Origin of the sequence: Chryseobacterium sp. OSA05B (assembly GCF_019970065.1) — a bacterium.
GTDB lineage: Bacteria > Bacteroidota > Bacteroidia > Flavobacteriales > Weeksellaceae > Chryseobacterium.
Genome location: NZ_JAHXYH010000007.1, coordinates 137,792 through 153,571, shown reverse-complemented (window position 1 = coordinate 153,571; position 15,780 = coordinate 137,792). Strand labels below are relative to the sequence as shown.

The 15,780-nt window shown below is 38.9% G+C and carries 12 protein-coding genes; 6 read left to right on the top strand and 6 right to left on the bottom strand.

Features of this window, described 5'->3' with window-relative positions; all coding sequences use genetic code 11:
- Position 1: 1 nt before the first annotated feature.
- Positions 2-628 (bottom strand): bifunctional 2-polyprenyl-6-hydroxyphenol methylase/3-demethylubiquinol 3-O-methyltransferase UbiG, encoded by a 627-nt coding sequence (locus tag LC419_RS21700; protein ID WP_223609306.1) that lies wholly within the window; start codon positions 626-628, stop codon positions 2-4.
- Between the two features lie 176 nt (positions 629-804).
- A complete protein-coding gene (locus tag LC419_RS21695) occupies positions 805-1,539 on the bottom strand; it encodes a DNA-formamidopyrimidine glycosylase family protein (protein WP_223609305.1) in 735 nt (244 codons plus the stop codon).
- Positions 1,540-1,609: 70 nt separating this feature from the next.
- On the opposite strand from LC419_RS21695, the gene LC419_RS21690 reads away from it, so the two are divergent.
- The gene (locus tag LC419_RS21690; protein WP_223609321.1) at positions 1,610-2,965 is read left to right on the top strand and encodes a deoxyguanosinetriphosphate triphosphohydrolase; all 1,356 of its coding nucleotides are present in this window, start codon (positions 1,610-1,612) and stop codon (positions 2,963-2,965) included.
- 391 nt (positions 2,966-3,356) lie between these two features.
- Here LC419_RS21690 and LC419_RS21685 read toward each other — a convergent pair whose 3' ends face one another.
- Complete coding sequence (locus LC419_RS21685) at positions 3,357-3,737, bottom strand: Fur family transcriptional regulator (protein WP_223609304.1); 381 nt, start codon at positions 3,735-3,737, stop codon at positions 3,357-3,359.
- A gap of 126 nt (positions 3,738-3,863) precedes the next feature.
- Here LC419_RS21685 and LC419_RS21680 point away from each other — a divergent pair, with 126 nt between their 5' ends.
- The 5 genes from LC419_RS21680 (at position 3,864) to LC419_RS21660 (ending at position 10,174) form a co-directional block, all read left to right on the top strand.
- Positions 3,864-4,565: an ABC transporter ATP-binding protein gene (locus LC419_RS21680; RefSeq protein ID WP_223609303.1), complete on the top strand. Its 702-nt coding sequence runs from the start codon at positions 3,864-3,866 to the stop codon at positions 4,563-4,565.
- A 243-nt stretch (positions 4,566-4,808) separates the two neighbouring features.
- Positions 4,809-6,242 carry a DUF3526 domain-containing protein gene (locus LC419_RS21675; RefSeq protein WP_223609302.1) on the top strand — a complete coding sequence of 478 codons (1,434 nt, stop codon included), beginning with the start codon at positions 4,809-4,811 and terminating at the stop codon, positions 6,240-6,242.
- On the top strand, positions 6,232-7,680 hold the full coding sequence (locus LC419_RS21670) for an ABC transporter permease (protein ID WP_223609301.1): 1,449 nt from the start codon (positions 6,232-6,234) through the stop codon (positions 7,678-7,680). The genes LC419_RS21675 and LC419_RS21670 overlap by 11 nt, the downstream gene beginning before the upstream one ends.
- 11 nt (positions 7,681-7,691) lie before the next feature.
- On the top strand, positions 7,692-9,881 hold the full coding sequence (locus LC419_RS21665; protein ID WP_223609300.1) for a TonB-dependent siderophore receptor: 2,190 nt from the start codon (positions 7,692-7,694) through the stop codon (positions 9,879-9,881).
- A 98-nt stretch (positions 9,882-9,979) separates the two neighbouring features.
- Complete coding sequence (locus tag LC419_RS21660; RefSeq protein ID WP_034725104.1) at positions 9,980-10,174, top strand: pinensin family lanthipeptide; 195 nt, start codon at positions 9,980-9,982, stop codon at positions 10,172-10,174.
- 181 nt (positions 10,175-10,355) lie between these two features.
- Here LC419_RS21660 and LC419_RS21655 read toward each other — a convergent pair whose 3' ends face one another.
- The 3 genes from LC419_RS21655 to LC419_RS21645 are packed head-to-tail and all read right to left on the bottom strand — an operon-like array spanning position 10,356 to position 15,772.
- Positions 10,356-12,266, bottom strand: a complete 1,911-nt coding sequence (locus LC419_RS21655) for a lanthionine synthetase LanC family protein (protein ID WP_223609299.1) — start codon at positions 12,264-12,266, stop codon at positions 10,356-10,358.
- A complete protein-coding gene (locus tag LC419_RS21650; RefSeq protein WP_223609298.1) occupies positions 12,244-13,116 on the bottom strand; it encodes a thiopeptide-type bacteriocin biosynthesis protein in 873 nt (290 codons plus the stop codon). Before LC419_RS21650 ends, LC419_RS21655 begins: the two co-directional genes overlap by 23 nt.
- A 4-nt stretch (positions 13,117-13,120) precedes the next feature.
- Positions 13,121-15,772, bottom strand: coding sequence for a lantibiotic dehydratase (locus LC419_RS21645; RefSeq protein ID WP_223609297.1), 2,652 nt, complete (start codon positions 15,770-15,772; stop codon positions 13,121-13,123).
- Positions 15,773-15,780: the final 8 nt, after the last annotated feature.

The window sequence follows — 15,780 nt, the reverse complement described above, 5'->3', positions numbered from 1 at the left end:
CTTAGCGTTTTCTCCCTGTAAAACGGATCACCGAACCGGTTCCGTTGTGAAATAAACCTTCATTAAGTTCAATTTCTTTTTCCTCCAGTTCAATATGATCATAATCGGGAAAATCAGCTTTGAGTTCCTCAATGGAGAATAAAGATCCGATATCTTTCGGACCACCCACTTTTTCGTTTTTCAGAACATAATCCAGATGGCTTTTACTGAAAGCTTCGAAAATAATCAGATCTCCTTTACGAAGATATTGATCAAGTGCTTTATGAACAGAGGATTTGATATCTGCCGGAAAATGAGCGTAGATAAGGGCAATCACATCAAACTGTTCCTCTTTAAAATTCAAAGTCTGAAGTTCTCCTACCTGATAATCAATGGTTACCTGATGATTTTCAGCAAGCTGTAACGCTTTATTTTTCCCTTCGCTGCTGATATCAAAAGCAGAGACTTTCCATCCTTTTGTAGCGGCAAAAACAGCATTCCGTCCTTCTCCTTCAGCGGGAAAAAGGATAGAACCCGGTTGTAATTTTTCCAGCTGTTCTTTTAAATAGGTATTCGGTTCTGTGCCATAAGCGAACTCTTCGCTGCTGTACCTGTCGTTCCATCGGTCTAGCCATGTGTTGTCGGTCATTGTTTAAGAATTTAAGTTTTTGAGGTTATTGTTGTTCATTGATGATCAATGAATCAGAATGTATAGAATTTCCCCCAAATATAGGACGTTTCCAGCCGTTTCAGTGAATGGAAAAAACACTGGTCAAAATAGATTTTGTAAATAAGGATTCTGAATGAATCGGAGATAAAGGCAGTTTAATACAGCTTCTGATCTTTTTCACAGTAAAAACTCCGTCTTTTCCCGAGCCCGGTCTGCTTTTTTACGAGCTTCTGACCGCATATCGGGCAAATGATTTTTGTATGGGCGAGCCAATGTTGCTTTAAAGTAAATTCCCGTTTCCATTTAAGAAAGTCAAAACTGTAATTTCTGGCTTCAGCAATCAGCTCCTTTCGTTTCTTGGGAGGAAGATTTCCCACCAGACTTTCAGGCTGAACTCCTATTCTGAACAGGACTTCATTCTTAATGATATTTCCCACACCCGAAAAGATATCCTGATTCATCAGGGCATCACAGACCATCATCTCAGGTTTGGATTTCAGTTTTTTTTCTGCTTTTTCAGGATTCCAGGCATCGCTCATAATATCAGCTTCCCAGTCAATCGTTGATAGATATTTCAGGTCTACCGCTTTTACAGAGCAGGTGTAAAAATAGAGACTGCCTTTTTTAAAATGAAGAGAGAGACGGAGACTGGTATCCGGTTTCGTCTGTTCATCCACACTGTATGATCCAAACATCAGTAAATGAATCCGGACCGCCATGGTATCAAAAACAAGGTAGGTCTGCTTTCCGAAAGTGCGGATCTCTTTAAGTGTTTGGCCAATAAGCGGTTCTTTATCGAATTTGGCATTACCCGAAGCTTCTGTCACTGTGTTTCCGACAAAAGGCAGCAGGTTTTCTTTCATTAAAAGTATAGATGGACCTTCAGGCATGGCTTTGCTTTTCAAGAAAAGTTCAAATACTATTCCGTAAAAATAAAATTTGGAGTAATTTTGAAAAATGATGAATTTAAACCAGATTTTCACGAATCAGCGTACAGGGAACAATCCGCATACTAAAGCTTCAAGAACTGATTTTCAGAGAGATTTCGACAGAATTATCTTCTCTTCTGCGTTCAGAAGACTGCAAAATAAGACCCAGGTTTTTCCTCTTCCCGGTAGTGTTTTTGTACACAACAGGCTGACGCACTCGCTGGAAGTCTCGTCTGTAGGCCGTAGTTTGGGAAGTATTATCGGAGAATTTATCTTTGATGCCTATAAAAATGAGCTTACCGAAGACTCAAAAAACTTTTATCTTCATAATTTAGGAAACGTTATTGCTGCTGCCTGTTTATGCCATGATGTGGGAAATCCTGCATTCGGACATTCAGGAGAAGATGCGATTGCGAGCTACTTTGAAAGAAATGAAAAAGACCTGAAGCAGAAGTTTAATGAAAAAGAATGGGCAGATCTCGTGAATTTTGAAGGAAATGCCAATGCGATACGAGTTCTGGCGCAACGTCAGCAGGGGAAAGATGAAGGCGGAATTCAGCTGACTTTCTCTACACTCGCCAGTATTGCCAAATATCCGTGTGAAGCCGTTGCTAAGAAAAAAGGAATTATTCACAGAAAGAAATTCGGGTTTTTCCAGAATGAGAAAGCTATTTTCCTTGAAATCGCAAAGGCGACGAATTTAATTTTAGAAAACGAAGAACCATATATATTCAAAAGACATCCTTTCGTATGGCTGGTAGAAGCTGCAGATGATATCTGCTACAATATTATAGATATGGAAGATGCTCACAGATTGGGAATCGTATCTACTGCAGACTGTGAAAACCTGTTTTTTGAACTGATCAAATCTGAAAGCAGCGATATGGACAAAGTGAAAAATAAGCTGGCCTCCATTTCCAATGAAAATGAAAAAATCTCTTATCTGCGTGCTAAAGCCATCAATGCTTTAATCAATAAATCGCTTGAGATCTACAAACATAATTTTGAAACCATTCTCCAGGGAAATCTGGACAACGGGCTTCTTGATATCTATAAATCTGAAAACCGTGCTTTACAGGACATCGAAGCATTCTCTATTGAAAAGATCTACAATCATAAAGCGGTGGTAGAAATCGAAAATGCCGGGTATAATGTAATGTACGAGCTTCTTGATCATTTTATTCCTTCCATTCTGAAACCTGAGGATGAAAGAAAATCTTATGATAAAAAAGCACTGAAACTTCTTCCGAGACAATTCGTTTATGAAGAAGGGACAGATTATCAGAAAGTACTTGGTGTCATCGATTTTGTTTCAGGAATGACGGATAATTTTGCCACCGATCTTTACAGAAAAATCAAAGGAATTGATATCGGAATGACGGTTTAATTTTTAACCAGAAATACTACTATTTTGTCTCAATATATTAGTGTTATTAGTGAAAAATATTTGTGAAATTCGTGTTTTTATAAACGCAAAGTTTTATCACAGCATCGCATAGTTTAAAGTAGTGCAAAGAAAAAAATCAATCTTTGATTGATTCGATGAAGCGTCTGTATAAATTGGTCGCTTAGTCAATGGCAAAGCCATCGTTCTTCGCTCCCCTTGAAGTCAAAAGCAGCTTTGCGTGAAATAAATTGTAAGATTTTAAATGCTTTTTTTAACCACAAAAACCACTAATATTTTCACAAAAGCCACTATTGAGTCCAAGACATTAGTGTTATTCGTGAAAATATTAGTGTAATTCGTGTTTTAATAATTCAAGGTAAAATACTAATCATTACTGGCAGTTCGGACAGATCCCGGATACCGTCAGATTGATTTTATGAACCTTGTAGCTTACCGGTAATTTAATCTTTGGTTCCACATCTTCTACACACGTCACTGTTTTGCACTGCTCACAGCTGAAATGCAGATGGTCGTGATGATGAATTTCCATTGTGCAGGTATGACATTCTGCGTACTTGATGGTACCGTCAATATCTACCACTTTATGGATGATGCCTTCATCCATTAGTCTTTCCAGTACTCTGTAGGTTGTTACACGATCACAGAGTCCATCCAATAGACCCTGCAATTCCGCATGGGACAAAGCTACTCCCGATTCGTGGATGAGCCTTGTGATTTCTTTTCTTGCTATTGTATTTCTCGACTGTTTCATGATTTCTGAATAAATTTCAATATAATTAATGCCATATTGTTGCAGTAACAAATATAATCTTTATTTTTGAAACATTATTGCATTAAAGAAAGCAATAGAGGATTTAAATCAAATAGAATATAGGTTATGATCAGGATTGAAAACATAAGGAAATCATACCATGGAAAAGAAGCGGTAAAAGGACTTACTTTATCTGTGGCACAGGGCGAAATTTATGGTTTACTAGGTCCGAATGGTGCCGGAAAATCTACCACTCTGAATATGCTGTTGGGATTTTTAAAACCCGATTCCGGAGCTACACTTCTTAACGGTATCGATACCAGTACAAATGCCAAAGAAGCCCGAGAAATCATTGGGTATATTCCGGAAAATGTCAATCTTTATCCTTATTTAACGGGTATTGAAAATCTGTATTATTTCTGCAAACTCGCCGGGAAAAATTACAGCACGGAAGAGCTTTCCGGGATTCTTAGTTCGTGCGGGCTGCAAATAGATTCTCACAACAAAAAAACCGGAGCGTATTCCAAAGGGATGAGGCAGAAAGTAGGTATTGCCATTGCTTACGCGAAAAAAGCGAAAGTGTATTTACTGGACGAACCGGCTAGTGGTCTGGATCCATTGGCCAGTAATGAACTTTCCACTTTGCTTAAAAAACTGTCTGATGAAGGAGCTGCTATACTTATGGCTTCCCATGATATTTTCCGGGTAAGAGAAACATGCAGCCGCATTGGAATCCTTAAAAGTGGAGTATTGGTAAAAGAAATGAAAACTTCTGGAGTCACAGCCAATGAATTGGAGGAAATATACATGGATTATATGCAGAGATGATTCATCATAATACCAATTAATACTTCTGTCGGATTCACCCAAATTCCATATTTAAATTCAGGATAAAAATTTTTGCTAAATAATTTATTGCAACAATAGTGCATTATTGAAATTATTGATTACTTTTGCTACAATGTTGCAATAGTGGTTTGAGAAAACCGATTGATTCTTATTGCCCGTGAAATTGTTTCAGAAGTTTCATATCAGAGATTATCCAAAGGTGAAACAGTCAAATATGAATACATGACAAATTTAAAGATAACATTTTTAGTGGCTAAACATGAGTTTAGAGTATTTCAGGAAAATGGGCTGAAAATATTTGTAATGTTTTATATTCTGATTTTGCTGGGTGTGTGGGCAAGCAATTACACACAGCTTAGTACAACTTCATTTAAAAATAAGAATGCTAAGGAACTTGTGGACAGAGAATGGAAAGATCAGGACCGGAGCAATCACAGCGCGGCACACTGGGGAACTTTCCTTTTTAAACCTGTAAGTTATCTGTCCCTTCTGGAATCGGGGACGGCTGTTTATTCTGAAAATTATTATAGAGTTGAGGCGCACAAACGCCCACAGATACATTCTAACAGACTGCCGGATCTGGAAGCCTTTATGAGAAGACCGGATCTTAATACTGCGTTTTTTTTTCAGTGGCTGATGCCGTTATTTGTTATTGGTTTGGGATTTTCGTGCATCTCCTCCGAACGTGAGAAAGGTTTTTTGAAACTTCTGTCCGTGCAGGGCGCTACGTTTGGACATCTGGTTACCGGAAAATTCATGGCCCTTTATCTGGCAGTTCTGTTATTTACCGTTCCTCCGTTTGCTGTTATTGTAGCAGGCTTTGTTTTTGAAAACGAACCTGTCAACCATTTGATAAGAGCATTTTGCTGGTTCGGTGTGTATATGATTTATTTCTTTCTGATTTCCGGTGGTGTTCTGCTGATCTCAGCATTCAGCCGCTCTTCGTGGTCGTCGTTGATGACTAATATAACGTTGTGGATCCTTTGTGTTTTGCTTATTCCCAAATTCAGTAGTTCGGCAGCTGACGGTCTGTATCCTCTTCCGTCTTACCACGAATTTGACCATAATGTCAAAACAGGATTTGATAAAGGACTTGGTCAGGACGGACCTTATACGGAAAGATCTGAAGCTTATCTGAAACAGCATCTCAATCAGTTTAATGTGAATAATATCAGTCAATTACCTGAAAAAATCCGGTTTGCCCTTGATCTGATACAGGCCGAAGCCTATGAAAATAAAGTGAATAAATTTTATTCTAAAAAGGTGGAAGACCAGTTTGAGCAGCAGCAAAAATTGATGGATAATATGGGACTGATCAATCCTTTTATCGCGGTGCGTCAATTATCCATGGGCCTTGCCGGAACAGATGTATACCATCATATTGATTTTTTCAATAAAGCTGAGCACTACAGAAATGATATGATGAACAGACTTAACAAAAGAGAGCTTCAACTTGCCGTTTCTGATAAAAATAAAATAAAAAACCGTGACTTCTACAGCAGTCTTCCGGATTTTCAATATGAATATCCGTCTGTCGGGTCTGTGATCTCGCATCATATGACGGCGGTTTGGTCTCTGCTTTTTTGGACCTTACTATTGATCGTATCCTTCGGATTAATTATTAAACTAAATTATTTTGTGAGCTATGAAGGATAAGATCATGTTGCTGTTATACGAATGGAAACACATTGCCCGGCAGCCTGCTGTTTGGATGCTGTTCTTTTTCTTTTTTGTAATTGGAGGATATGCCATTTATTCAGGAAATGTTTTGACCCAAAAGAAACTGACAGCCATTGATGAAGCAGGAAAAGAATCTATGAAAGACTACCGTAATACACTGCAGGCCTTTACAGATACGGTAAGCGTTGAGAAAAAGCAACAGGCCGAAAATGCAGGAAATCCTTATGTAATCGATTACAGATATCCGCGTATTGCTTATGACCAACCGTATCCATTGACGGGTTTAGCTTCTGGAATAAAAGATATTACGCCGGTTACGGAAAAGGTGAATTATTATACGGATTATGCAGCTGTTGACAGGGAAATGACCAATCCTTCCATACTTTTCGAAGGACGTCTGGATCTTTTGTATGTTAATCTGTATTTAATTCCGCTTCTGATTATTGTTTTGGTGTATAATGTCATCTCTTCCGAAAAAGAAAAGGGAATCAGTAATCTTCTGATTGTTCAGGGCGGGACCTTAAAACGGGTGTTACTCGGAAAACTTCTGACCCGGTTAATTGTTGTTTTTTTAGCCGCTTCCATGGTGAATGTTTTGGGGATGTTGCTGTCTCCGTCGGGATTTCCATCGTTTAAGGATGCTTTTCTCTGGCTCTTTTTACTGTTTTCCTATTGTGTACTCTGGATATCCTTATGTTTTGTCATTATTACTCTGGACGGAAACAGTGTATTCAATTTGTTTACCTGTATAGCATTCTGGGTTTTCCTGATGTTTTTGTTGCCTCTGGCGATCAATAAGACTGCACAAATGAAACATCCTTCCGATCTGAAACTCCTTGATCTTGAAGAAAAAGACAGGCAGATCAGTGATGAAGTCTGGGCTATGAAACCTAAGATGGTCGTCGATAGCTTTTACAAAAACTTTCCAAGATATGCTCCGGCTTATAGCCCTTCGGATACCATTGACAATCAAAATGATGCTTTTTTCGCAGGTTATTATTATATCAAACAAAACCGTATGAAAGCGGTCATTGATTCTTTGTGGGAAGGAGACAACAAGGCTAATCAGACAGCATACAGATTAATCAGATGTAATCCTGTTCAGAGTACGGAACATCTTTTTACTCTTTTGGCGAGGACAAGCCGGGTAGATTATTTGGGATATAAACAGGACGTTAAAGATTTCCGTCACGTGTGGCAGACCTTCTTCTATGACCGGGTTTTTTCCATGAAAGACGGAAAACGGGAAATATCCAAACTCACCCCTGAAGAACTCACAAAACTGCCCACTTTTGAAGTGAAGCATCACGAAGTCAAAATATCAGATTTCATATGGGGAACACTGTTCCTGTGGATCATAAACATAGGTTGCTTTATCGGGGGACTGATCATGATCAGAAAATTTAAACAATAAATATTGACGAAATGAAGAAAAATTACGTCCTATTGACGGCTGCCCTTTTGGGGTCGTTTTCTTTAGTATGTGCACAGGAAAAGAAAGATTCCCTGTCTGCAAAGAATATCGATGAAGTAGTATTAACGGCCATGAAGCAGATCAAAACAGACAGTCTTTCCGGAAATCTGAAGCGAAATGGCAGGCTGCTGGAAATTCCGCAGAATATGGTGAGTATCAAAAGCAATCTGCTGAATCTTCAGGGTGCTTTTGATGTGCAGGATGCGCTTCGGAATGTGAGCGGAATCTATATTGGTGATGCTACCGGAGCGGGAAATGTTTTTGCCGGAACATACAATGCCCAGCTACGCGGTTTTAGTCCTGTGAGCACTTTCAGGAACGGACTTCCTTCTTTTGCAGGAGGACTTTCGCAGGAAGATGTGTCCTTAATAGAGCAGGTGGATGTGATTAAAGGACCTGCCGGTTTTGTCAATTCTATGGGTACCGGCGGCGGTTCTTTAAATATTAATACCAAAGCTCCGCGTGCCAACAGAATCGGGGAGGCCAATATCGCTGCCGGCAGTTTTGGATTCTACCGGGCTGCGGTGGATCTGGGAAGTGCTGTTAAGGAAAAAGGATTTTCTTTTCGGTTCAATGCGGCTTATGAATCTCAGGGTTATTATGCAGAATATGCAAAGCGACGAAAATTCGTTGTAGCCCCTGTTGTTCAGTACAATATCAGTAAAAATACCTTCTTACTTGCAGAATGGAATATGATTCAGGGAAGAGCTTTGGAATCGAGCAATTTTATTCAGTATGAAACGGAGAAAACGGTTCAAAAGCATTCATGGAAAGCCAATTATCAGGGTGACCCGAATTTACCGACTTCGAAACTTGATGAACATTACGGAAGATTGGTGTTCAATCATAATTTTAATGATAAGTGGAAAATAGTTTCCCAGTCTTCTATTAAAAGTACTCCGCTAGATCAGTGGAGCCTGCTGGGAGGAACAGCCAGCTATACACCGCCGATGTTTGATGATGAAGGAAATGCAATTCGTTCCAGCTTCAGAAATAAACAGAAATACCTGACTTACAATACCCAACTATTTGTGAGCGGAAGCTACAATATTACTCCAAATATCGTTCATACCGTACTTTCGGGGATAGATTTTAACAGCAGTAAAAGCAATACGGAACATATTCAGGGCGCTAATGAATTTATCTTTAACCGAAACCTGCTGAATTATGGGATAGACCGTGATTTGCTGACCCAGCCGGAAGCCGATGATCAGATTGATTACACCACCTCGAAAGACAAAACTGTTGGTGGTTACATATACAATACGATTAAATTCTGGGACCGGTTATTTGTAGATGCAGGATTCCGGTACAGTAAAAATACGAGAGACCGTTATCTTAAAGGGCCTTATAATCCGGAAGGGGAAAACAAAACCTTCAGACATCATGCATTCAATCCGAGGGTTGGTGTTACGTATATGATTCAAAAGAATTTTGCGGCTTTCTTCTCTTATGATCAGAGTTTTGACCCGATGGCAGGAACGGATCCACAGGGAAAAGAGTGGAAACCTCTGGAAAGTTATAATACTGAAATCGGAATAAAAAAGGATTGGTTTGATGGTTTATTGTCAACTTCTGTGAGTGCTTACAGAATCATCAGGAATAATTCATTTTCTCAGAATCCGGCTACCGGAATCATGACTCAGCTTAATCAGGTGAGAAATAAAGGAATCGAGATCGATGTAATCGGTTCCATTTATCCCAATATTACCCTGACAGCGAATTACTCATACATTAATTCTGTGTATTCAAAAGATCCTTATGCATCGGAATTGGTTGGAAAGAGATTTTCAAGTGTACCGAGACATCAGATCAATACCTGGGTGATGTACAAATTCCAGAAAGGAAAACTGAGCGGCTTTTCTTTAGCGTTGGGTGAGACTGCTGCACTGGTTCGTGAAACCGATGTGCCGGGAGTCCGTATCCCTGATTTTATAAAACTGGATGCCAGTATCATGTATCAATACAAAAAATGGTTTGTCCGCGGAATATTGGATAATCTTTTGAATAAAAGATACATCACTGACGGAAATGTACAGGCGAGATACAATTCCGACTGGACTGCTGTGGTAGGAGAGGCGTGGATGTATAAAGAAAGTAACCCGTTCAATTTTAAATTGCAATTAGGACTAAAATTTTAACATTTAAATGCAACTTTGTTGCAATAAAATAAGTATCTTTACAACAAGGGAAAGCCGAAACCCTTAAAGAGTAGGCCAAATTAAAAAAATGTTTTATTATGGAAAACAACAAAAAGATGAAGCTAAACATCGACGATCTTAAGATCGAAAGCTTCGTAACAGCTCTGGACAAAGATTTGTCTAAAAAATTACAAGGTGGTTTAGGAATTGCTCCTGCAGGAGATCATGATCACCCGACTCATACCATTAAAACTCAGGACAGACTTCACGTTTGCGGAACTGTTCAGTGCTAATTGAGTGAGCGAAAAATAATTTCAGGGCTGCTTTATCCGTAAAGCGGCCCTTTTTTATTTTACAAGAATCTTTAAATGCTTAAATTTTTAAAAACATAAATGCCACAAATAGGTTCACGAATATCACTATCATAGCGTGAAAATTCGTGTTATTAGTGCAAAACATTAGTGTAATTCGTGTTTAAACTATTCTTATAAAAAAACTTTTCAGCAACTCCACAATCTGTTCCGATAACTTTTTCTTCATCATTTCCTGTTCATTCTCAGAATACTGAAAACATTCCACCAACTCATCAATACTTAACGGATTTTCCAACAGCTGAATAACCGCTGCAGGGAAAGGTTCTACAAGAAGATGAAACATTTCCTGATCTGTACTGTAAAAAACATTGTTGTATTTTCCGGCCTCGAGGCCTTTGTTGTGGTCTTCTTTCCAGTTCCATCGGGTTTCATAGATATCAATAAACGGATTGCGGACGAAGCGCTTTTTCAGAAGTTCAGTCGGATCATTTTCCGAAAATGCAGACCATTCATTTTTTAAAATCGTCAGCCGCGTTTGAAAACACAAAGCGCCTTTCTGTCTTTTCCGGATATCGATTTGTACTGTTTCCCATTGATGGAGGTCTGAAACATATATTGCTTCAGCTTCTGTTAAATTGCCGATGATATCCGCTAAATTATTTCCAAATTCTTCTATGGTCTGAGAATCATAGAGGGGTTCGTTAAGTGGAATAAATGTCTTTAAAATCTCAAGTGTTTTAGGATAAAATCGTTCAAAAATTGCTTTTTTAACTTTGAAATTTTTCAAAATCGTATTGTTTCCGGTTTCACTGACAGGAAGTTCAGGATGAAGAATAGAGTTCAAAGATTTACCCTTGATTACCGCCAATAAAGAAAGTCCAATGCCTGCTGTACCGGTCATCAGTCCGAGGTCTTCACTGTTTTGAATTCCCCATTCGGAATGATCATGTGATCTGCTTTTTTGTAAACCTTCCAGAACAATTTCTGTGGCAAGTTCCGAAGCTTCTTTATTGTCAAATACTTCGCTATACTGTAACAAAAAATCGGAAAGTCCGCCGTAGCCACTGAACAGGATGTGATTTCGTTTAGATCTTGTCTTTATATCGTGCTTACATCGTTCAAATACTTTTCTACAGTCTTCTTTGTATACATATTCAGCCGTAATTGTGAATGCCCGAATCCTCGCACTTCCAATCCCACAGGCTCCGTGCGCCCAGGCATTGAGGTCAAAATCTTCTTGAAGAAAAGTGTTTTTGTTCCAATCGAACAGACTAGGAAGATGGTTTTTGGATTCCTCCCATCTTAAATCCATCCAGTTGTTTTGAGCTGGATCATAGTACAGATCTTCATAACGGAATGCCTCTTCAGCTAGCCAAATCAATTCCTTATTATCAAAATATTTTCCCAGCTGGAGCAGACAGAATGCAATTCCTGAATTACCATGTGAAAAACCGCACAGAGAATCCATTGAAAGAAGATTGTTTCCCCATTTAATTCCAGCTTCTGCAACGAGTGATTTTTCCAAAAGGGTAGTGATCAATGCTTCAATGTCATCACATAATTTCTGATCTTTTGTATAATGATAAAGACTAGCCATCATCATTAAAATCCCTGAAATCCCAATCAGCATATCCTCAGTCTGTTCCGCCAGTATTTTCTGTCTGTACATTTCATACAGATTCAAGGCTTGCTGGAGATACAGTTCTTTTCCAGTCACTCTGAACAGCTCTAAACCTAAGTAAATAATTCCGCTTATTCCATCGTAAAGACTAGGATTTAACAGGGTTTGGTGGGTAGAATAGCTGTATACTTTTGAAAAAGCAGCTTCAGCCACATCAAGATGTTTTTCGTTTTTGGTATGTTCAAAAAGCACCAGAAAAAACCAGGCAATACCTCCGGTTCCATTCCATAAGGAAGGATTGAAAGTAAAAGAAAGTGCTCCTTTTTTAGAATCGCGGGAAATGGTTTCCCAGTAGAAACCCTCTTTATCATGTTTCATTTTTGAGAGAAGAAATTCACTGATTTCATTCAAGCCGGATTGCAGGTCATTAAGTTCTTGGTTGTTGATCATAGTCTTTTATTAGAGGGATCGTTCGCATAATTAAAAAAAGCAGATAGGATTCTTCAGCATTGACAATTCCCAGCCGGTTATTGGTCATATGAATAAAACTGAGGAGTGCTTCATCTAAGGCCTCCGAAGATAATGGAGACTGAACATAGCCTTTCCAAACCTTTTCATTCATTTCCAGATACTGCTGTACAGAAAGATCTGCGGTGGTATCCAGAGAATTCCAGAATTCTTCAATGCTTTCCTGTAATAGAGCTTGATAAGCTTTAAACTGCTGCTGAAATGCAGATAACACCGTCTTTCGGTTTTGTTCCTGTTCACCCAGATCGTTGGAAAAAGGTAACGGAAGCCAGCTTTGAACAAATTTGTCACAGAGTTGCTGACTATCGTTTCGTGATAATCCCATGCCTTTAAAAAATGCAAAGTGGGTTTTCAGGGCGAGAAGATATCTTTCCGAGTTTGTTAATGGAATATTTTGCTCCAAATGATGCAGCACAAACCGGGATGACGCCCAGAACTGGGTTTCAGCATACGCAATGGTATGATCGTTACCATATCTTTCTGTTTCCGGAATGTATTCTGCCTGCTTCAGTTCCAAATGGACTTTGTTAAGATGTTCATAACCTGAAATGTAATCCTTTAAAATCGTAAGAAATAAAGTTGATTCTTCAACATTTAAAAGTAATCGTAACCGGATATGATAACCGTTTTCAAAATATCGGATAAAAAAAAATTGTACTTCTTTTGCCAGTTTTTCGTTGATATCCAAAACAGAGGGGTGCACGATTTCTTTCAGGAAGTCATCCGCATTCCCGGTATGATAGATGTAATAAGTATTCCAGTGCTTTTGCATTATTCTAAAAATTATACCATTGGATTAAATGTTCGGCGACTCTTTCCTGGGACCCATTGACAGAGGGCAGGGATTCTTCCATGTAAATGTGGGATCCGGCTCTGTTGAGAAGCTTGATGAACAAGTGAAACAGTAAAGGCTGTTCAAAATCGATACACTGAGGTTTGTAATCATCTCTGGTTCCCGTAGCTTTTTCCGGTGATTGATCTTCAGGGATGTAGGAGGACTGCAAATAAAGAAATACAGAGGAAGGCAGACTGTTTTGTGAAAGCCACTGGTGAAAACGTAAAAAATAAATGCTGCTGCTTTCATCTTTGTTTTGACGGGGAATAATATTGAGACTGATCAGCCATCCTTTACGGCGGAGCACAAGTTTCTTCTCAAAGACAATTCGTGGAAATATCTGAATGTCCTGATCTTTAAACTGTTTGGAATAATGATCATCAATCGTTTTGATCAGTGGAAAATAATTCACATAAGTACAGGGATTGAACAGAGACATCAGCTGATAAAGATTGGATCTGTTTGTGATGGTTTCCAGACACAGATCAAATGCATAGATCTCTTTTCCTAGAACGGTGTCCATCAGAAAAAGCGAATTATGATCTGCATTATAACCGACAGATATCCGGTCCAAAGGAATCTGCTGAGGCTTTTTCATCTGTGTATTGGAGGCCGGCATTTTCACTTCATGATCAAGCAATGGCGGATGAATATTGGCATTAAAACTGGAATCATCATTAAGTTCGATAAGCAATTGATCTGAAAATAACCGATTGTTATAATTTCTATGTTCTTCAGAAATCTTTTTATCAAATAAGTGAAGAAAGCGGCCGCTCATTTTGCCCATTCCCTGCATCAGTCCGTTCACTACAGCCTTAGTTCCCGTTTCTGACAGCTGATCAAAAAACTGAAGGAATGCTGAACCTATTGGTGCAGAGTTATTGGATAAAGGGAGTGGGTCTAAATTTTTCCTTTGAATCTGTATTTCATCAGACTGCTGTTCTTCCAATTGAAGATCTTTCCGGAAAAGTTCAGACCATAAGTTGTCCTGCGTTGAGCTGCCTTCCGTTTCAGATTCATTTTTGTAACGATAGTATTCATGATAAAAAGTAACCAGAGGAATCTTTTGATCCTTGCTGTATGTGGAGAGGAAGAATTCTTTAATGCTGGTTTTTTCCTTACCTCGGATATCAAAAGCGGTTAAACGATTGCTCAGGTCAGATAGCAATTGACCCAATTCATTGACTGTACTTTCATTGACCGTATTGATTTGATCCGTGTAGGCATCTTCATAGATAAATCCTTCCTGCCGATAATCAACCGGAATGTAGGGGAGTTTCTCAAACCCCTGACCATTTCTGTATTTCTCGAGAATACCTTCAAGTACGTTTTTTATCTCCTCTTTTGGAAGTTTGACGATGCCGGCCTGATTTTCAAGATCTGAAATGGTGCTGTCAAAAATCTTTGAAGTGTTGTTCAAAAGAATCTCCCGGGAAAAAAGGTCTGCGGTCTCAAATTTGTTTTTGGCCAGCTGTAAAATAGTGACAAGCTCGTAAACCTGTTCTGCAGCCTCGTTTGTTTTTTTGTGCTGCTCAAGAAATGTTAAAAGATGAAGATCCCAATCCGGATCAATCTCTGAACACTCCAAAGTCAGTTCCAAAAAACCTGAATCAATCAGTTTTAAAATATAATGCCGTAATTCTGAAACATCCGCTTCAATATGCCCGGAAAGAAGGTCAATGAATGATGACAAGGAAATGCTTTCCTCCGAATGATAGATCAGTTCTTTGATATACTGATTGACCGGAGTCGCCTGAATCTCCTGAAAAACCTCAATATTCGCGCAATTCATCAGAAAACTGAAACGTCCATTATTTTCTGTAATGCTGCTGTTGATATTTACAAACAATAGGCCCTGAAGGTCAGGATGTCTTTCCATCAGCTTTTTGATGCGTTTCAACAGCTTATTGTTCAGTCTTATTTTACAGTTAACGATGTCTGGAGCTGATGAGAATTGTGATTGATCATCCGGAACCATTTTGGTAAGACCTAAATACGTAAATGTGCTGAATGGAGATGTTTTATAAGCCATCCGGGTAAGATACCGGAGTACACTGAATTCAATACGTTCGCTGTCTTTATTGAGTGATTTCACATCGGCATTGGTAAAACTGTCCAGCTGCTCATACAGATCTTTACTCGAAAGCAAAACTCCGTTTCTGAATGGATATTCTCCCGTCAGTTTTTGGATATTTTCTCTGTGAGTCCATAGATAATCATTGAAACCTTTTTCCCAATATTGCTCGAATTCTTTACATTTTTTACCTGCATTTAACCAGTTTCCCCAAGCTTCTTTAAAGGCCATAAAAGTTTCAGACGGTATTTTCTGTAACAAAGCATCTGCATTGGATCGTCTGTTGTACACCGAGCGTTTCAGATTGAGCAGCAGCTTCCGTTCCTGATCATCAGAAGACTGTTGAATAAGTGTATACATTTCGTCGCAGAGCTTTTCATTACAATGCTGATCATGGTCAAGAGTCATTTGCCATTGCTCCGATAGATCTTTAATTTCCGGGATTTTAAGTGCATTGAAGCTTTTTACGGGTAAGGCGGCGTATCGGGTAAAAATGTAGGGTAAAATAGTCAGGCTCATATTCAAAA